The sequence below is a fragment of the Mycobacterium sp. Root265 genome, assembly GCF_001428895.1.
Taxonomy (GTDB): domain Bacteria; phylum Actinomycetota; class Actinomycetes; order Mycobacteriales; family Mycobacteriaceae; genus Mycobacterium.
Genome location: NZ_LMJA01000031.1, coordinates 622,704 through 642,033, shown reverse-complemented (window position 1 = coordinate 642,033; position 19,330 = coordinate 622,704). Strand labels below are relative to the sequence as shown.

Here is a 19,330-nt window from a genome sequence, read left to right as displayed (position 1 = left end):
GCAGCGATCCCGCTCCAACACGACGCCGACCGACAAGGACCTCGATGCCCGGCAACGCCGCAGTGCAAAACACTGCCCACCAAGTCGACAACAGCCACGCCGCGCTCCACGAGATTGAGCAGCGAATCTTGTGGTTGTCCACCGCGATCATTCACCACGCCAATAGAATTCGACCGAATACCAGTGGCCTCAAGGTCGGCGGTCACCAGGCGTCCAGTGCTTCGATGGTGTCGATCATGACATCCCTGTGGTTCGAGCAGTTGCGCCCCGGGGACCGGGTCTCGGTCAAACCACACGCATCGCCGGTGCTGCACGCCATCAATTACCTCATCGATGAGCTTGATGCGTCCTACCTGCCGAGGCTTCGCGAGTTCGGTGGTCTGCAGTCCTACCCGAGCCGCACCAAAGACCCCGATCCGGTCGACTATTCGACCGGATCGGTGGGAATCGGTGCCACGGCGCCAATTTGGGGTGCGATTGCGCGCCGCTATGTCGACACCCAGATCAGTGCTGTCGGCAAGGGCCGCCAGTACTCGCTGGTGGGTGATGCCGAACTGGATGAGGGTGCGGTCTGGGAGGCGATTCTCGACCCTGCGGTGGCGGACCTCGGCGAGATCGTCTGGATCGTCGACCTGAATCGTCAATCACTGGACCGGGTGGTGCCGAATATCGCCGCTGGGCGCTTGGAAGCCATGTTCGCCGCAGCCGGCTGGCAGGTGATCACGGTCAAGTTCGGCGCTCTGCTTGAGTCGTTGTTCGCCCGTCCGGGCGGCCCCGGCCTGCGCACGCGGATCCTCGAAATGCCCAATCCCGAGTACCAGCGCCTCTTGCGTTGCACTGCAGAGGAACTCCGTGAACGACTGCCGGGATCGGGCTCGGGGGCGGTAGGCATTGCTGCGTTGGTGGCCGAGTTGCAGGATGCGGAACTGCTCCACGCGATCCGCAATCTCGGTGGCCACGACCTCTCTGCGCTGCGTGCAGCGTACGCGCAGATCGACGACACGCGCCCGACGGTCGTTATTGCCTACACCATCAAGGGGCGTGGCCTACCGACACAAGGACATCCACAGAATCACTCGTCGTTGCTGACGTCGGAGCAGTACGAGCAACTGGCCACCGAACTGGGGATCAATGTCGACGATCCCTGGCCACGATTCGCACCCGGTACCGCCGCGGGCCGGCTCTGTGCGGAGACGGCGCAGCGTCTCAAACGGGAGCCGGTGCAGACGTTGGCGCCACCGCCGATACCGGGAGACCTGGGGCGCACTCCTTCGGGTACGGCGACCACGCAGGCCGCGCTGGGGCGCGTTCTACTCGACCTGAGCCGCCAGGCGCCGGAGGCCGCCAAACGGGTGGTGACCGTCAGCCCCGATGTGAGCTCGACGACGAACCTGGCCGGCTGGCTGAACAAGGTCGGTGTCTGGTCCCCGAGCGAGCGACGCAACTGGTTCGACGATGATCCCGAAACCATCATGCACTGGCGGGAGAAACCGTCCGGACAACACATGGAACTCGGCATCGCGGAGACCAATCTCGTGGGGCTGATGAGCGAGCTCGGGGCAACGTGGAGCCGATGGGGACAACCGTTGCTGCCCATCGGTGTTCTGTACGACCCCTTCGTCGAGCGCGCGTTGGAACCGTGGTCGTACGGGATCTATGCCGGCGGACAGTCCATTCTTGTCGGCACGCCGTCCGGAGTCACGTTGGCAGCTGAAGGTGGCGCCCACCAGTCGATCAAGACGCCCTCGATCGGCCTGGAGCAGCCGGGCTGTGTCAGCTACGAGCCGGCCTTCGCCGTCGACGTCGAGTGGACGTTGTTGTCGTGTATCGGCCGTCTCGGCCGTCCCGACGGGACATCGGCTTACATTCGGTTGTCCACGCGGCCCGTGGACCAGCTGCTCGCCGCAGTGCCCGGCGACCCCGCCGGAAGGGAGCGGCGGCGGCGCCATGTACTGGCCGGAGGATATGTATTGCGACGGGCCGCCGAGCCGGCGCTGACCCTCGTCGGGATGGGCGCCATGATGACTGAGAGCTTGGCCGCAGCCGACCGGCTCGCGCAGCAAGGCGTCGACGTCGACGTCGTCTGTGTCACCAGTCCGGGTTTGCTTTTCGAGGCTCTACAAGCCAGGCAGGGGCGTGGCGACGCGCCGACATGGATCCTGGATCAGCTGTTCCCGGCCGGCCGGGCCGCTCCGATGCTCACTGTGCTCGACGGTCATCCGCACACCCTGGCGTTCCTCCCTGCCGTCAACGGTGTGCCGGGAACCCAATTGGGCGTCAGCCGGTTCGGTCAGGTCGGCTCGCTTGAAGACGTGTACCGGTACCACGGCATCGACACCGACAGCATCGTTGGCGCAGCCCTGGATCTGCTGGGCGGGGTGTGACATGTCTGCTGCCGAGAACGACATCGCGGTGAGATTGCCCAATCTGGGCGAGGCGGTCACCGAGGCGACCATCACCCGGTGGCTCAAGTCGGTCGGGGATTCCGTGGAAATCGACGAACCACTCCTGGAAGTCGCCACCGACAAGGTGGATACCGAAATTGCGGCCCCCGCGGCCGGCACCTTGCTGGAAGTCGTGGAAGCCGAGGACGCCGTTGTGTCGGTGGGCGCCGTTATCGCGAGACTCGACGTCTCCGCACCGGTGACCCCGGCCGCGGATGCATGTGCGCCGCCCCCTCCCGAACCCGAACCCGAACCGGTGCCGGCGTCCGAAGCAACGGAATCGGCGATCTCCTCGCCTCCGCACCCGCCATCACCAGAGCAGCCCGACGCTGGGATCGGGGTCGATCGTGTTGAGAAGTTGCCCCGGATTCGCCGGACCATCGCCCGTCGAATGGTCGAATCACTCCAGACCGCAGCACAATTGACGACGGTCGTTGAATCCGACCTCAGCTTGATCGCGGCGCGGCGTGCGGAGATGAAACAGGACTTTCTCGACCGCACCGGCTCCCGGCTGTCCTATCTGCCCTTCATCGTGGTAGCCGCGGTCGACGCGCTGGCAGCGCATCCCGTCATCAACGCCACGGTCAACGCCGACTGCACTGAGGTGACCTACCACGGTTCAGTGCACTTGGGAGTGGCGGTGGACGGTCCGAAGGGTCTCATGGTCCCGGTGATCCGCGATGCCCAGCACCTCGATGTCATGGAGGTGGGCGCGGCCATCGCGAGGGCGGCTGCGGCGGTGCGCGACGGCTCGATACGGCCCGACGACATGAGCGGTGGCACCTTTACGATCACCAACACCGGCAGTCGTGGTGCACTTTTCGACACACCGATCATCAACCAGCCCCAGTCGGCGATCCTGGGGATTGGTGCTGCCACGGAACGCCTTGTACCCGAACGTGACAGCGATGGCGCATTGCTGATCCGTACCCGGTCCATGGCGTACCTGTCACTTACCTACGACCATCGGACAATCGACGGTGCCGATGCAGCGCGCTATCTGACCGCGGTACGGAGCCGTCTGGAGTCGTGATCGAGGTGATTGACGGTCATCGCCGACACACCCGCACCTGAATGTGCCACAGCCACCCCTTGCCCAAAGGAGGACCGATGGTCCAGTCGTCGTTCGATTTGTTCGATCTGCCGAAGGAACACCACGAACTGCGCGCCTCGATCCGCGCACTCGCCGAGAAGGAGATCGCTCCGCACGCCGCGGACGTTGATGAGAACTCACGATTTCCGCAAGAGGCCCTCGATGCGTTGAATGCCTCGGGTTTCAACGCGGTCCACGTGCCCGAGGAGTACGGCGGTGAGGGCGCCGACTCGGTGGCCATCTGCATCGTCATCGAAGAGGTGGCCCGGGTCGACGCTTCGGCGTCGCTGATCCCGGCGGTCAACAAGCTGGGCACGATGGGGTTGATCCTGCGTGGGTCGGAAGGCCTGAAGAAACAGGTACTGCCGGACCTGGTGAACGGCCACCTCGCCTCCTACGCGCTGTCCGAACGTGAGGCGGGCAGTGATGCCGCAGGCATGCGAACGCGTGCCAAAGCCGACGGTGACGACTGGATTCTCGACGGTTCCAAGGCCTGGATAACCAACGGCGGCAGATCAACCTGGTACACGGTGATGGCGGTGACCGATCCGGACAAGGGTGCCAACGGAATCTCGGCATTCGCCGTCCACATCGACGACGAAGGCTTCACCGTCGGTCCGAAGGAGCGCAAGCTCGGTATCAAGGGCTCACCGACCGTCGAGTTGTATTTCGAGCACTGCCGGATCCCCGGTGACCGGATGATCGGCGAGCCGGGCACCGGCTTCAAGACGGCGTTGGCCACTCTGGACCACACCCGTCCTACCATCGGCGCCCAGGCGGTCGGTATCGCTCAGGGTGCTTTGGACGCGGCGATCGCATACACGACGGGACGCAAGCAGTTCGGACGGGCTGTCAGTGATTTTCAAGGCGTGCAATTCATGCTTGCCGACATGGCGATGAAGATCGAGGCGGCCCGGTTGCTGGTGTATAACGCCGCGGCCCGTGCTGAACGCGGCGAGGCCAACCTGGGGTTCATATCGGCTGCGTCGAAGTGCTTTGCCTCGGATATCGCCATGGAGGTCACCACCGACGCCGTCCAGCTGTTCGGGGGTGCCGGCTACACCGTCGACTTTCCGGTCGAGCGGATGATGCGCGATGCCAAGATCACCCAGATCTATGAAGGCACAAATCAAATACAGCGGGTGGTGATGGGGCGCGCGCTCTTGAAATAACACACGATCAGGCTCGTGGTCGAGAGGATGCCGTGAGAGCCTGATAGGCCGCCGTCGACATCGTGGCGATGATCGTCTCGTGGTCGAGGCCCTTGTGCAGGGTCGCAGCGGCATTGAGCATCGAGAAGACCGTCTGCGTCAGCAGCCGCACCGCAGGATCCGACAAATCCGGGCGGAGGATCGCCACCACCGAGATCCATTCTTCGGCATAGAGATTCATGGCCCGACGAATGCGTCGTCGGTCCGCCTCGGGAAGAGCGTGCTCATTCTTGAGGAAGATGAGCGGAGTCGGCGGCCCCTCCACCACGCTTCGGATGTGGAACTCCACCATGGAGATCAGCGCAGCATGCGGGTCCGTCGTCTCCTCCGCAGTTTTGCGGGCGAACTCGTGGAGTGAACCAATAGGGTTCTCCACGACGGCGATGAGCACGGCCTGCTTATTCTGAAAGTGGCGGTACAGACCTGGCGCCGAGATACCCGCCTTCGCGCACAGCATGCCGACGGTGACCGAATCGTAGGGATGCTCCAAGAACAGGTCTGCAGCGACCTTCAGCAACAGCTCTCGCCGAAAGCCTTGCGCGCGGGGTCGGTCTTCAGTCATGCCGATTACGATATCCAGTCTGTACGTGCCGTTCGGGGTGCGCACCTCGGCGGGGCCCGCAGAGGCGAATATGACGATGCGAAGTAACTCATCATTAATATTAGAACAGTAGTTCACGGCAAGAGGGCGAACCCGACCAGCAGGCCCGTCAGCTCCGTCTGTAGACTCTCGGAACTGGTCTTACGTGTCTGACTGTGGACCGATCGGAGACAAACAGTTGACAAGCCATCGCCACCGAATTACGTTAATGTCCATTCACTGTTCGCAGTTCTCGCAGTACCCGGTCAGGCGACGGCCGGCAGCCGTTCTCGGCGGTGTGCGTTCCTGCGAGGCAGTGCGGATCGACGCGTTCTGGGAGGATCACCATCCCGTGTGCCGCTCGGTTCGCGTTGACCGGTACTACCCAGGCTGCTCGGTGTCGACGTGGGCCGCGCAAGAGGTTTACGGGAGAACGACACGGCGACAATCGATCACGTCCTGTGCCAGGAAGCTGGCGAACAACCGCAAGTCGTTTTACGGTACCCGGCCGTAAACTGTCGAATTTCTCCGAGGAACAGATCTGATGGGCGAGAATTTCAATATGACACCGCCGAGTGCCGGTAGAAGTGCCGGTGTGCCGGTGCTTTCGTCCGTGGCTGCGTTCGAGGCCGTCGACCGGACTTTCCCGCAGCTGCTCTGCGACCGGGAACGGTTCGAGCCGGACACGGTCGCCTTTCAGAGTTGGTCGGGTGGCGCAATGCGCCGGAGTACCTGGCGCGACTATCTCGATGAAGTTCGTGAGATCGCGCTCGGTTTGCATGGACACGGCATCGGAACGCGTGATCGCGTTGCAGTCCTTGCTGGTACCCGACATGAGTGGGTGGTCGCGGCACTGGCGATCCTCAGCGTCGGGGGCATCCCGGTAGGTGTGCACCAGACGAGCTCACTCGCGGAGATCCGGCACGTCCTGGACAACTGCCGTGCCACCGCGATAGTTGTCGAAACAGCCAACGACGCCGAGAAGTTGGCTTCGCTGACGCCCCAACCAGACCATTTGCGACTCGCCGTCGGGCTCGACGCCGATCCGGCAGGCTTGGCGGACGGTGTCGCAGCAACAACGTGGGAGCAACTGCGTGCCGATGGCCGTCGGCTGGCCGCCAGCGATCCCGCGCTCTTCGAAGGACTGGTCGAGGCGGGTCATATCGATCAACCCGCGGGGTTGTTCTACACCTCGGGTTCGACGGGCGCACCCAAGGGTGTCACTCACACGCACCGGACGATCCAGTACTCGGTGCTCGGCTTCGCCATGTCCTATCCCGATCTCGGGCGCACTCGCCACGATCTCGTAGGATTCCTCGGAATGTCGCACGTTGCGCCGGCTCTCATCGCGGTGTACGCGCCGATCATGACCCGACTGGTCATCACCCATTGCAGCATCGACGAACGGCTCGCCGCACTTATCAGCGTGCGACCCACCGCCGTGCTTTGGCCGCCGCGTATGCACGAGAAGCTGGCCGCCGAAGTGCTGCACGCAGTCTCGGAATCGGGCGGGATGTTCCGACTCGGCTACCGCGTGGCGATGGCCGTCGCTAGACCGATCACTGCTCGGCGCTGGCAGCAACGGGAATTGCCCTGGTATGTCCGGGCGGCCGATGGGTTGACTCGTAAGATGGTATTCGTCCCACTGCTGGGCAAAGTGGGCATGGATCGCATCCAGGTGACCTGGACGGCGTCCGGGAGCATGACCCCGGATGTGGCCGCACTCTGGCACATATGGGGCCTCGACCTTCGAGAGCTGTTCGGCACCACTGAAACATGCGGATCGGTGCTGGCACAGTGGGACCGCTCCTTTCCTGCCCCGGGCACCATCGGCAAATGTCTACCGGACCCCCGCTGGCAGCTGCGAGTCTCCGCCCAAGGTGAGTTGCAGCTACGCAGTCCCTCGTTGTTTGTCGGTTACTGGGAGAATCCCGAAGCATCCACGGCCGCGATGTCGGACGGCTGGTATCGCACGGGGGATCTGGCCGAGCTCGCATCCGACGGGGAAGTGAAGATCATCGGCCGACTGAAAGATGTTCTGAAAACCAGCGGGGGCAAGATGGTGAACCCGCAGCCGATCGAAGTGCGGCTCAAGGCCGCCCCTCTCATCGATGAGGCGATCGTCGTGGGCGACGGGCGGAAGTACCTTTCGGTGTTGTTGAGCGTGAGCCAGGAAGCCACGAAACTGACCGCACAAGAACTCGACGACGCTGTCAGCGGGTGGCTCGACGAGGTGAACGCCGAGTTGTCACGGCCTCACCAGCTCAAGAAGTATCGAGTCCTCCCGCGGGAATTGTCAGTGTCGGCAGGCGAACTGACAGCCAAGGGCACCATCAGGCGGGCGGTCATCCTTGCATCGTTCGGCGATCTCGTCGATGAAATGTACGACGGCGGAGATCTCGACGCGATCGCCCGCGAGGTGCGGTACGCCAAGCCGAACCGGAAGCGGTAGGCCGCCGGGGCCGTCGTCTCCGAATACGACCACCGCCACCCAAGCACGCTCACCGGAAAATACCGTGAGTTATGGGTGCACTGTCCAGGAAGTCGCGGCTCAGAAGCGGATTCAGCATGTTCAACGTACCCCGCTTCAGATCGCTCAGGCAGGTGACCACGTCCAGGAAGCGCTGCTGCTCCCGCCGGTCAATGATGCCTTCGGCCAGCTCGGTGAACTTGGCGATGTAATCCCTGCGCTGAAACGGGCGTGCGCCCGACGGGTGCGCATCGGGAACGGTGAGCTCATCGACGAACACACCACCGGACTTCGTGGTGATTGTTGCCCTTGCGCCTAGGCCCATTTCGGTAACACCCTCGGCCACGGAGATCTGTTGCCACAGTTCAACGGTGTCAGGCCGATGAGATCGCTCCGGTGCGTACGAATGTTCGTGATGCCAAACACCGTCCTGCAGTGCGACAACGAACATGTACACCACCGAACTGCCGAGTGCTTCCCGGGATACGGGAGGACCCAACGTACGAGTCCGGCTCGTGCCGCTGACCACCCCCGATTGATCATCATGACCGGTGTGCAGCACGATGGACTCGACTGCGTCGAGCCGGCTGATTCGATTCCGCATCCTCAAGGCCAGATCAATCCATGCTTGACCCGGGTACGCCGCGCAGTGCGCTCTGGGAGAGCTGTCGAGGATGGCGATCTTCGGATCCCCCGATTTGGGTAGTCGCACCGGGTGGCCGTATCCGGTGGACAGCCAGTCGTATCCGCAGTCGTTGGCTTCTTCTGGTGGGGTCGGGTGGCGTTCACCGTGCATGGCGCGGTCCATCGCCTCGATGGCGACTTTGCCGGCGTAGGCGGCCGCATAGCCCGTCCGCCTCGAATTCGGACTCGGATGGCAGCGACGGCCGACGCCAGTCAGATGTACCGCGTGACCGATCGCGGCATAGATTGTCTCGGGCGACAGCCGCAGAGCCGTGCCCAGGCCCGCCGCCACCGACGGACCGAGAAGTCCGACGGGATCGATCAGGCTGTGGTTCGGACGGATACCACGGGCCAACGCGATCTGCACTTCGTAGGCGGTGGCGATTCCGTTGACCAGATCGGTGCCACCTAAACCCGCGTGCTGGGCAACGGCCACCAGAGCGGGAATGTTGGCCCCAGGGTGCATGTCATCGGCGGCCGGATACACATCGTGCAACTCGATTTCATGGGTCGCCACAGTGTTGGCGAAGGCGGCCCATTCGGGTGAGTAGGTGTCTTCGATCCCAAAGATGGCAGCCCCAGGCGTCGATCGGTGGACGCGTGCCTGGGCACGCGCGACGGTCACGGAAGGCTGGCGTGCCGAGGCGGCCGAAACCGCAGCGTTGTCGATGATGCGATTGACCACCATGGTCTTGGTCTCGACGGGTACCGCCGCGGGGTCGGCGGCGAGCTCGGCGATCTTCCAGGCCGACTGTTCCTCGCGAGGCAGCAGCTCAGCGCGAAGTCGGGTCCTACCGGGACTGGTCATCGGTGTGAATGGATCGGAAATGGCTGTTGTGGAAGATCAATGGCGATACGGTGTCATCTTCGGCTGCACTGATGATCTCCATCAGAACGACATCATGATCACCCGCGGTGATGGATGTGCTGATCCGGCAGTCGAACCACGCCGCTGCGTTGGCGAGGAAAACCGCGGAGGAGTCGCTGGCGAACCACGTCAGCCCGGCGAAGCGATCGGTGTTCTTGGCCGCCAGTTGACGCGACAATTCTGCGTGTCCCGCGGCGAGTACCGAGATCCCGAGATGCTCTTCTCGAGAGAGATGCGGCCACGTCGTCGATGTGTGCTGCACGCAAATCGATACCAAGGCGGGCTCCATGGACACCGGGGTGAATGAGGTGGCCACGATCCCCACCGGTTCGCCGTCGCGCAGTGCACAGATGGCGGCCACGCCGGTCGGATACCGGCCGTATAGCTTGCGCAGTCTCGACGCGTCGTGGGCAGCGTCAGTGGAGCGGATCTGGGTGAGCGCGTTCATGTTCATCTTCCTCAGTGAAAGCAGAGCGGTGTGCTTTGGGACGCTGGTGCACCGGGCGAAGCGGCTCTGCCCGGCTGCGGACGTAGTCCACGATCAGACTGGTGACCGCGTTGAGACAGGCACGACCGATCGCAGTGTTGGCTCCGACGGGGTTACCGAGGATCCCGTTGGGCGAAATGGGTTTCAGGCCATCGGCAAGCAGACGTGCGACAAACGCATCGTCGGTATGGACCTGGTATCCGGGGACCAGCTTGTCGGCGCGCACCCGTTCCGGGTGCAGCACGAGCATGACCGACGTCTCGGCGATATCGGCGTGCCCGCCGACGCTGCCCCCGTGGCCGGAGGACTCCGCGGCCGCACGCCAAGCATCGAGAATCGCCTCACTACCCGTGAAGGTAATCACCGACAGCGGAGCGAGTTTGGCGGCGAGGCGCGCCTCGAATTCGCGCATCACCGGATAGTTTCCGATGTGCCCGGAGAAAAGCACGAGTGTTCTGAATCCCGAATCGGCCAGATGGGCACCGTAGTCCTCGCAGATGGCCTCCAGCGTCGAGGCCCGCAGCGACAGGGTTCCCGCGAAACCGAGGTGGTGCGGCGAGTACCCGACTCTGACCGTGGGCAGTACCAGAGCATCACCGAGCTCGCGCGCGATGCATATGGCGAGTTCGTCGGCATGATCGGCGTCCGTCGCCAGGGGCAGATGGGGGCCGTGCTGTTCGACGGCGGCCAGCGGGAGGATCGCGGTGCGTGCGCCCTCCTCGATCGCAGCTGCCACCTCACCGCTGGTCATCCGCTCGATCCGTAACTCCTGGCCGGTGTGGCCCGCGAATGCCGGCTCAGCCATTGCCGGACCGTGACAGGCGAGCATGGCCGGCGATCTGATCGAGCTCGTGTGCTTCGTACATCTCATCGATGAGGTCGGCGAACGAAGTGAGGATAGTGCCGCGTCTGATGGTCGATTTGAGCGTGAGCTCGCCCAGATCGACCGACAGAGCTCGCGGCAGAACTCGGAAATTCTTCAGCTGCAACGGTCGGGCCAGTTCGGCGTTGACCTCCTCGATCCAGGCGTTGATGGCCGCCCGTTGCTCGGGTGCCGGCATCGCCTTCGCCTCCTCACTGACGCTGAGCAGGACGGTCAGGTACTTGCGGCCTTCACCCACCACGATCGCCTCGTCGACCAAAGGGCTGGCCTTCAGCCGCACCTCAATGGGCTGCGGACTGACGGATTTTCCTCCACTTGTCTTGAGGACGTCCTTGATGCGGCCGATGAGGGCGACCTCTCCGTCGGGTGCGATCTCGACGAGATCCCCAGTGCCGTACCAATCGCCGGTCAGCGTCGAATCGGTGGCCGCAGCACCACGCCAGTACCCTGTGAACAGACATGGGCCTTTGACCTGGAACTCGCCGTCCTCGCTGACCCGGACGGACCACCGCGAATCGGGCAAGGATTTGCCGACGGTGCCCACCGGATAGAAGGACCGTTCCCACTGCACGAGAACCGGGCCGCAGGTTTCGGTCGTCCCGTACATCTCGCGTAGGTCGACGCCCCACATCTGCCACAGCGCCGCGACCTCGGGCGTCATGGCTCCCGACGAGGTCCAGCTGACCCGGATACGGTCCATTCCGTAGGTCGACCGTAGCGGCATGAAGACAGTCCGCACACTGAGGCGATTCAGCACATCGAGTAACCTGTTCAGCGGCTTGTCGTTCCAGCGACGGGCGCAGACAGCGCGCGCGACTGCCATCGCCGCGGTGTAGCGAGCACGGAACAGCGGTCCGGATTTCGGGAGTTGCTCGAGCAGTTCGCCGGCCAACTTCTCGTACATCCGCGGTGGCCACACGATCGCGGTCGGTCGGACTGCTGTGAGCACGGGCAGGCGCTCTTCCGCTGTGCAGAAGGTCACGACCAGTTTCGTCATGACCGGGACGAAGACGTTGACCAGGGCCGGTGCGACGTGTGAAAGTCCCAGGAACGCAACCGCATCGTGTCGTACGCGGCCGATCTCCGGGTAGGCCATCGCGAACGCCAGCACCGAGTACTGCAGCGAGCGATGGGTGTGTATGACCCCTTTGGGATCTCCGGTGGAGCCCGAGGTCCAGAACAGTACTGCGGGGTGATCGACATTGCCACCCTCGACCAGGTCGTCGAACAGGTTCGGCTCGGCGGCCGCCCGCGCCCATCCCACCTTCTGCAGCGTCCGCCAATCGGTTGCCCGAATGGTTTCGGGCAGTTCGGTCGAGGTGCACTCGATCCCGACTGCGATCCGAAGGTGCGGTGTGTCCGGCGCAGCCGAGGCCACCTTGTCGAGATCTGATTCGGTCTCGGCGAAGATTGCCGTCGCCTCACTGATCTGGAGGACGCGCGCCACCTCGGTGGCCGAACTGGTCGGGTACACCCCGACAAGGATCGCGCCGAGGCTGTGGATCGCCATGGTGGCGATGACCCATTCACGGCGGGTCGAGGACATGATCGCGACTCGATCACCCGCTCTGACACCGAGCTCGTGCAAGCCGATGGCCACCTGCTCGACTTCGCCCAGGTAATCGCGCCACGTGGTCGAGCAGGCGACGCCATGCTGCCATGAGGCAAACGCCACGGTGTCCGGTTCCTGCGCAGCCCGATCGACCAGCATCTGGCTGAACGTTCGTGGCGAGGCCTCGAAATTGTGAACACTCTGCAGGACAGGGATTGTGCCGGGGCTGTCGTGATTCGGCGCGTCTGTCCGGGAAGCTCTCTGTACGACCATTGTCTGCCTTCGTCTTTTGGCGAGCTTGATGTTGCTATTGGTCTGTCGGATGGCGGCCGGTCGAGGCCTTGCCGCGGTTCCAGCCGGCGCGCAAGCCCGCGGCGACGGGATCCTCGAAGTACTCCTTGGCGGCACTGATCGTGTTCGCCAACGACCGCTCATCGCGCGTGCCGTCCGGATCGTTCACGCTGCGTTTGAGTGCGCGATAGAGGGTCGGCGCCTTCATGCCGGCTGAGCGCGCTGCCTCGATCGCCGAGTCGAGCAAGGTGTCGCTGTCTTCGAGGCGTTCGACCAAGCCGATCCTGACGGCCTCGTCAGCGGAGAAAAGGTTCCCGGAGAGGACCATTGAACGGACGGCGCGAGCACCGAGAATGCGCACAGCCCGTTGGAGTCCCTTGTCCGCGGGTAGAAGGCCGTGATTGATCTCCGGAAAGCCGAACTTCGCGTGAGGCGTCGCCAGGACGGTATCGGCGAACAGCGCCAGTTCCATCCCGCCTCCGACGCAGTGCCCGTTGACGGCGGCCACGAGTGGACGGGGGAACCGATCCAGTGCGACGAGCAATGCGTGGAAGTCCCGCATCCGCCCTTCGATTTCGGCCGGGCCGGTGCCCTCCAGCTCTTTGATGTCACCACCGGCTGTGAAAAAGCGCTCACCTGCACCGGTGAGGACCACCGGCGCAGGTGCAGCTTGAGAAGCCAGTTCGGTGAAGAACGTACACAGACTGGCGACGAGGCTGTTGTTCAACGCATTCGCGGGCGGATGATCCATGCTGACCACAAGGACACCGGAGTGGTCGTCGCATGTCAGCCCTGGGGTACGGACGGAGGATGTCTCAGCCATCGTCAGTTGACTGGTTCCATTGCCGGTGCAGGCTGATCACCGTGTGCAGAAGGGAACCGCGTGGGCCGGTTCTCCCGGAAGGCCTGCCGCGCCTCGAGGTAGTCGGCGCCCGCGAAATTGAGGGTTTCAAGTGCGGCCGAGAGTTCCTGCTGCGGTAGAGCATTGGTGAGCCAGCCGGTATTCAGTGAGCGTTTGGTCCATCGGATGGCGCGCTGCGAGCCCAGCGCGAGATCGTCAGCGATCGCCAAGGCACGTTCGAGCACCTTCTCTCGAGGCTCCACGAGACTGACCAAGCCGATGCGTTCGGCTTCGGCACCGGTCATTCGTGCGGAGGTGAGCTGGTAGTACTTCGCCTTGGCCATGCCGACGAGCAGCGGCCAGATCAGTGATGAGTGGTCCCCCGCGACCACGCCGACGCGCGTGTGTCCGTCCATGAGAACGGCGTCTTCGGCGGCGATACTGATGTCGGCGAGCAGCCCCAGCGACAGACCCCAGCCGACGGCTGGCCCGTTGATCGCCGAGATGATCGGCTTGTCCATGCTCAGCGTCGCCATTATGCGCTTGCGTTCGGTCTCCATGAGCACGATCGCGTCTTCGAGCGATGGATCCGGTTGTGCGACATCCATCCCTGTGCAGAATCCGCGGCCGGCACCGGTGATGACGGCGACTCGTGTCTGCGGATCTCGCTCGACATCGAGCAGTAGGTCACCCATCAATTCGAACATCGGCATGGTGAGCGCGTTGAGATGCTCAGGCCTGTTGAGGGTTATCAATAGAACGCCGTTGGGTTTACGCTCGATCAGGAACTCTTTCGGATAGCGGGCGAAGATGTCGTCGCCGTTGAGGTTGGTCATCACGCCTCACCCGCGCCGGCGCCGACACCACTGATTGCTGGTTGCTTGTGATTCATGTTCTCCTCGAATGCTTCTCGTTCGGCGTAATGTGCGGGTCGGGCGTCGCGAATATCGGCCAGGATGGCCTCGGGAGTGCGCGCTATTCCACGCGGATTCTTGAACTTCGGGATCACGTACTTCCCGAACAGTTCAATCGACTTCATGAGTTCCCTGTGCGGCAGGCCGTCGATCCGCATCACCAGTGAGTCGACTCCAAGGTCGGCGAAACGTTGGACCTGGGCAATGCAATCGTCGGGGTCGCCGACGATGAAACCGGACGAATCTTCGAACATGTAGCGTTCGTCGCCGAAATCCAGATGCTTTACTGCGCCCATGTATTGGTAATCGCTCGAGAGCTTCGAGAGTCGTTCGTAGGCGTCAGTGGACAGGCCGACTGTCTCCTTGAGTCCGCGCGCCCAGGTGCGGGCTTCCTCACGGGTTTCCGCGCAGTGCATGCCTCCGCCGATCGCTACCAGTCGCTCGGCCTGTACCGGATAGGTGTGCGTTGCCGAGGCCAGCGCATCGTCGTAGCGACGAATCATGTTCTCGACGAAGTCGAAGCCGAGGTAGAAGCCGCCTACGATCGCCCCGATCCCGAGTTCGGCTGCCGCGCAGACCGATTCTGGGCTGCCGGTAGCCATGTGGATGGGGGGATAGGGCGTTTGGATACTCCTGGGAACCAGACTGCGAGGTGGGATCTTGTAGTGTTCGCCGACAAAGGAGAAGACGTCGTTGTGCAGTGCGCGGCGGATCACTTCGATCCCCTCGAGCTGCTGCGATTTGTTCTCGGAAGGCGACACCTCGAAGGCGCGCAACGCGAGCGTGGTATTTCCCCGCCCGACACCGAGTTCGACCCGACCGTTGGACAGGACGTCTTCGGTGGCCAACCGCTCGGCGACGCGGATCGCGTGGTTGATGCGTGTCGGAAGCAGGGTGACCAGGTGAACAAACCGAATCCTGCTGGTCAGGGCCATCAGGTATGGATACAACACCTCAGGTGCGGACGTGCTGGCGGTGCCGATGGCCAGATGCTGTTCTGAAGTGCCGAACGCATCGAAGCCCACCTCCTCGGCGAGGAGCACTTCGTCGATGAGTTCACGATAGCGGTGCTCGTACGAGGCGCCAGGGGCTGTCTCACCCTCGCTCATGAATATGAACCTCATGCTTTTTATCTCCTTCCAATGTGAATCGACATTAACGTAAGGCTCGGTCGCTTCACTGTCAACCCTCGGACGATTTATGCGCCCTGTAGCCTTGTTGTACAGCAATATTGGTGAGGCGCAGGCGCCCGGTTGCAGTCCACGGCCGCGCTTCCTGATGTTAACGTAGTCGCCTCTGCATAAACATGCAGACGGAAGGGCAGGCGCTTATGGCAACGTCGGCAGCATCCATCGGGACTGATGCCCCGCTCATGCGGACGAGTGATCCGCATCCCCGTGGCTCGCGCCGGAAGCTGCTTCTCGATGCTGCCGCCGAGCTGTTCCTGCGCCACCCGTACGACTCGGTTACGGTCGGCATGGTGGCGACGGAGGCGGGTATTTCCGGCCCAGGTCTGTATAGACACTTCCAGAACAAGCAGGCGTTGCTCATCGCGGTGGTCGAAGAGGGGCTACAGGAGCTTCATCGGTTCGCTCGGGCGACCGCTGCCGCGGAATCGGATCCTGGCGCCGCGCTGGCGGCAATGGTCGACCTTCATGTCAGATCGGTGATAACCGGCCCGCCGAGAACGCTGATCTTCCTGAAGAACGAGCACGCCGTTCCCGTATCGGATCAGCGACGGATTCGACGTGAGATGAACCTATATGCGCACGAATGGATTCTGGTTGTCCTCCGGCTACGCCCAGACCTGTCCGAACCACAGGTCCGCCTGTTGACGCAGGCGGTGTTCTCGATGCTCAACTCGGTGGCGACTTTGAACAAGGGACTGGACCAAGAAGAGATCGTCGTGATGATGTCGACCGCGTCGATTCGAGCGCTGACCGGCCTCGGATAGAACTGGACAGGTGCTGGTCGGAAATGCACTCGTCGCTGTCCGGTCGGCTCTTCCAATATCCCAATCACCCTCTGGCACTCCAAATTTCCAGGAGGAAAGGCGGTTATGCTGGTTGCTGACGCCCGTGTCCTCTGGAGCGCAATGAACCCACGCGGTGTGCCTGTATGGCCGGCCGCGGGCAAACAAAGGAGCCATCGTGAGTGTTCTCGATCTGTTTCGACTCGACGGCAAGGTTGTCATTGTCACCGGTGCATCCTCGGGCCTTGGGGTGGCATTCGCGCAGGCGATGGCCGAAGCCGGAGCTGATGTCGCACTCGGCGCACGCCGCATCGATGGGCTCGCCCGCACCTCGGAGCTGGTTTCTGCGGCTGGCCGTAAAGCGTTGCCTGTGCGCACGGATGTCGCCGATCCGGCTTCCTGCCAGGCTTTGGTGGACGCAACCGTGGCCGAGTTCGGCAAGGTCGATGTGTTGATCAACAATGCTGGTGTCGGCACCGCGGTGCCGGCTACCCGCGAGACCCCGGACGAGTTCCGCCGGGTAGTCGATGTCAACCTGCACGGGTCCTACTGGATGGCGCAGGCCTGCGGTCGGGTCATGCAGCCTGGTTCATCGGTCATCAACATCGCCAGTGTCCTCGGCATCACCACCGCCGGTCTGCCCCAGGCTGCCTATGCCGCGTCGAAGGCTGCTGTAATCGGATTGACCCGTGACCTCGCACAGCAGTGGGGGTCTCGCAAGGGAATCCGCGTCAACGCACTCGCTCCGGGATTCTTCCGATCAGAAATGACCGACTCCTACAAGCCCGGTTACCTAGACGCTCAGATGCCACGGGTGATCCTCGGCCGCACCGGTGAACCGGTCGAGCTGGCCGCGACGGCCGTATGGATGGCCTCGGCCGCCGGCGCTTTCGTCACGGGGCAGACACTCGCAGTCGACGGTGGTCTGACCATCACCTGATGGTGTTAAGTGACCTGGGGGCGGGTCCGCTCAAACGCCGAATGCGCCGCAGAGTTTCGTGGTTTCGACAGCGGCTACAGCGGTGAGACCTTCGGAGCTCGTACCGCCAGCACAAGCATGAGGGCGACAACCGCGATGGCACCGGAGAGGCCCCACGAAATGGCGAACCCGCTCCATGGCGGTGGCGCCCCTGCATCAACTCCGTCGACGGTGAGGACAGCGCCGGATACCTGAGCGCCGATAGTTCCTGCGACTGCCTGGATCGCGAAGTTGAGGCCATTGAACTCAGTCACTTTGTCCGCCGGCACACCGGTCACGACAAGATTCAGTGATTGAGTCATCGATACCGCTATACCGAAGTTGACCAGCAATGTGGAGACCAGAATGATCACGATGCTCCCTCGCTGTCCGACTACAAGCATCAGAACAGCGCCACTCAGGATCCCGATCGGGCCGATCGACGAAGCGAACCTGGAGCCGATGACTCGGTCCAGCACGGAAATCAGCGGTGCCATCAGCCCGATCATCATGGTGAATACCAGGATGACGGAAGTGACAGTCGCCGACTGGCCCAGACCGTAGCCGGTTGACTCGGGCAGCTGGGTCTGAATAGGAACACTGATGAGAGTCGCGTTGATGCAGTAGCCGGCGAGGAACATCAGTCCCGAAGCCGCTACGACGGTGAAACTGCGCATCAGCCGGAGGTCGATGAGAGGGTCGTCAACTGTGAGTTCGAGGCGAATGAAGAACGCAAGCCCCACGAGCCCAGTCGCGAAGAGCAGGAGAAGCTTGGGTGACAGCCATCCCCAGCTCGGCGCGAAGGTCAGTGCGAGCAGGATGCACGCGAGGCCGAACGCCAACAGGACACCACCGGCGACATCGATACCCGGCCGCTCCCTGCCGGCCTTCACTGAGCGAGGAACGAACGCCCAGACTGCCGCCATGCACGCAATCAATGCAATGAACGGAACCCAGAACAACCATCGGTAGGACAGGTGGTCAGCGATTGGCCCGGCAACCATCGTTCCGACGGCCGTACTGCCGAAGATCGCTCCGACCAGAATGCCGTTCGCCGACTTGGTTCGAGCTTCGGTCTGGGTGTCACGAATGATGCCAAGAGCCAGCGGAACGGAGCTCAAGCCAACGCCCTGAAGTAACTGACCGATGATGAGCATCTCTATTGACACCGATAGGGCCGACATCAGTGTCCCTATCGAGACGATCGTGAGCACGCCGAGAAGGGCTCGGCGTTTGTCCCAGACCTCGCCCAGTCGGCTGACGATGGGCGTCGCGATGGTCCCGGTGAGAAGTACGCCTGTGATTACCCAAGAGATTGTCGATCCGGGAACTTGGAATTGTTCCTGCAGGATCGGAAGCGCCGGTGGAGTAACAGACTCGTTCAAACCCTTGAATGCGGCTACGCATGCGATCACTGCAGCAAGAATCGCGCCTGCGCGTGCGCGCTGGTCAGCGGATGCAACACGCGAGGGGGCATGGGAATCGCGTAGAGACATAAAGCTGCTCCTTTTCCAATGGTATGCAGATCTGCGAGGTCGTGGCTGCTGAGTTGACCCGGGTACGGTCGGTTGTTCTGACGCTGAGGAGTAGGCGGTGTCCGGTTGTGCGGTAAAGCTTGCGGCGCGGTACCACTAACGGGATCTGCCACGACGACGCGGCCCGGCTGCTCCAGGTATGGCGCGTCGGATCAGTGACACGGCGAATGTGTGGGATTCGTCTGTGCGCGTTGAGAAGTCGTCGGAGACCGAGTCTCTACTTGCCGTAGCCTCCTGCGATTCGGGGATATTTCTGTAGGTTCTTCCGCCGCCTGCTGTCGCGTGCACCTGGCCGCGGCCTACGAGGCGCTGTCCGCAGCGAACCCTCGGCGAGGTAGCACGAACGCCGGCTCGCCGTCGAACGTCGACCTGCCGCGGCCGGTTGCTCTGCGAATGTGACTCAACATTAACCTAGGCACGTTGTGTGACGTTGTCAACACTGTGTTGCCGGGATTCCCGGATCTGTGCTGAGTCTTCACGTACATGGGCGATATAGCAGTCATTTCGTTCCCTGCTCCACTGATGCATGCCGACCATTTGACCTTGA

At 62.8% G+C, this 19,330-nt stretch carries 15 protein-coding genes; 6 read left to right on the top strand and 9 right to left on the bottom strand.

The window, feature by feature from the left end; translation table 11 throughout:
- Positions 1 to 44: 44 nt before the first annotated feature.
- The 3 genes from ASE48_RS28880 (at position 45) to ASE48_RS28870 (ending at position 4,709) form a co-directional block, all read left to right on the top strand.
- Positions 45 to 2,384: a transketolase-like TK C-terminal-containing protein gene (locus ASE48_RS28880; protein ID WP_057170569.1), complete on the top strand. Its 2,340-nt coding sequence runs from the start codon at positions 45 to 47 to the stop codon at positions 2,382 to 2,384.
- Between the two features lies 1 nt (position 2,385).
- Positions 2,386 to 3,477, top strand: a complete 1,092-nt coding sequence (locus ASE48_RS28875; RefSeq protein WP_057170568.1) for a 2-oxo acid dehydrogenase subunit E2 — start codon at positions 2,386 to 2,388, stop codon at positions 3,475 to 3,477.
- Positions 3,478 to 3,554: 77 nt separating this feature from the next.
- Complete coding sequence (locus tag ASE48_RS28870) at positions 3,555 to 4,709, top strand: acyl-CoA dehydrogenase family protein (protein WP_057170567.1); 1,155 nt, start codon at positions 3,555 to 3,557, stop codon at positions 4,707 to 4,709.
- A 7-nt stretch (positions 4,710 to 4,716) separates the two neighbouring features.
- On the opposite strand, the gene ASE48_RS28865 is transcribed toward ASE48_RS28870, so the two are convergent.
- On the bottom strand, positions 4,717 to 5,310 hold the full coding sequence (locus ASE48_RS28865; RefSeq protein WP_057170741.1) for a TetR/AcrR family transcriptional regulator: 594 nt from the start codon (positions 5,308 to 5,310) through the stop codon (positions 4,717 to 4,719).
- Positions 5,311 to 5,872: 562 nt separating this feature from the next.
- Here ASE48_RS28865 and ASE48_RS28860 point away from each other — a divergent pair.
- Positions 5,873 to 7,780: an AMP-dependent synthetase/ligase gene (locus ASE48_RS28860; RefSeq protein ID WP_057170566.1), complete on the top strand. Its 1,908-nt coding sequence runs from the start codon at positions 5,873 to 5,875 to the stop codon at positions 7,778 to 7,780.
- Positions 7,781 to 7,829: 49 nt separating this feature from the next.
- Here ASE48_RS28860 and ASE48_RS28855 read toward each other — a convergent pair whose 3' ends face one another.
- The 7 genes from ASE48_RS28855 to ASE48_RS28825 all read right to left on the bottom strand — a co-directional run bounded on the left by ASE48_RS28855 (position 7,830) and on the right by ASE48_RS28825 (position 15,442).
- Entirely contained in the window at positions 7,830 to 9,290 is a 1,461-nt protein-coding gene (locus tag ASE48_RS28855; protein ID WP_057170565.1) for an MmgE/PrpD family protein, read from the bottom strand.
- Positions 9,274 to 9,798 carry a flavin reductase family protein gene (locus ASE48_RS28850; RefSeq protein ID WP_057170564.1) on the bottom strand — a complete coding sequence of 175 codons (525 nt, stop codon included), beginning with the start codon at positions 9,796 to 9,798 and terminating at the stop codon, positions 9,274 to 9,276. Before ASE48_RS28850 ends, ASE48_RS28855 begins: the two co-directional genes overlap by 17 nt.
- Positions 9,767 to 10,642, bottom strand: a complete 876-nt coding sequence (locus ASE48_RS28845; protein ID WP_082614479.1) for a creatininase family protein — start codon at positions 10,640 to 10,642, stop codon at positions 9,767 to 9,769. Before ASE48_RS28845 ends, ASE48_RS28850 begins: the two co-directional genes overlap by 32 nt.
- Entirely contained in the window at positions 10,635 to 12,431 is a 1,797-nt protein-coding gene (locus ASE48_RS28840; RefSeq protein ID WP_235571639.1) for an AMP-dependent synthetase/ligase, read from the bottom strand. Before ASE48_RS28840 ends, ASE48_RS28845 begins: the two co-directional genes overlap by 8 nt.
- Before the next feature lie 148 nt (positions 12,432 to 12,579).
- A complete protein-coding gene (locus tag ASE48_RS28835) occupies positions 12,580 to 13,386 on the bottom strand; it encodes an enoyl-CoA hydratase/isomerase family protein (RefSeq protein ID WP_057170562.1) in 807 nt (268 codons plus the stop codon).
- Positions 13,387 to 13,388: 2 nt separating this feature from the next.
- The gene (locus tag ASE48_RS28830) at positions 13,389 to 14,240 is read right to left on the bottom strand and encodes an enoyl-CoA hydratase-related protein (protein WP_057170561.1); all 852 of its coding nucleotides are present in this window, start codon (positions 14,238 to 14,240) and stop codon (positions 13,389 to 13,391) included.
- Positions 14,240 to 15,442: an LLM class flavin-dependent oxidoreductase gene (locus ASE48_RS28825; RefSeq protein WP_057170560.1), complete on the bottom strand. Its 1,203-nt coding sequence runs from the start codon at positions 15,440 to 15,442 to the stop codon at positions 14,240 to 14,242. The genes ASE48_RS28830 and ASE48_RS28825 overlap by 1 nt, the downstream gene beginning before the upstream one ends.
- A 182-nt stretch (positions 15,443 to 15,624) precedes the next feature.
- On the opposite strand from ASE48_RS28825, the gene ASE48_RS28820 reads away from it, so the two are divergent.
- Positions 15,625 to 16,272, top strand: coding sequence for a TetR/AcrR family transcriptional regulator (locus ASE48_RS28820; RefSeq protein ID WP_082614478.1), 648 nt, complete (start codon positions 15,625 to 15,627; stop codon positions 16,270 to 16,272).
- 196 nt (positions 16,273 to 16,468) lie between these two features.
- Positions 16,469 to 17,230: an SDR family NAD(P)-dependent oxidoreductase gene (locus ASE48_RS28815; RefSeq protein WP_057170559.1), complete on the top strand. Its 762-nt coding sequence runs from the start codon at positions 16,469 to 16,471 to the stop codon at positions 17,228 to 17,230.
- A gap of 74 nt (positions 17,231 to 17,304) precedes the next feature.
- Here ASE48_RS28815 and ASE48_RS28810 read toward each other — a convergent pair whose 3' ends face one another.
- Positions 17,305 to 18,744 (bottom strand): MFS transporter, encoded by a 1,440-nt coding sequence (locus ASE48_RS28810; RefSeq protein WP_057170558.1) that lies wholly within the window; start codon positions 18,742 to 18,744, stop codon positions 17,305 to 17,307.
- Between the last annotated feature and the right edge of the window lie 586 nt (positions 18,745 to 19,330).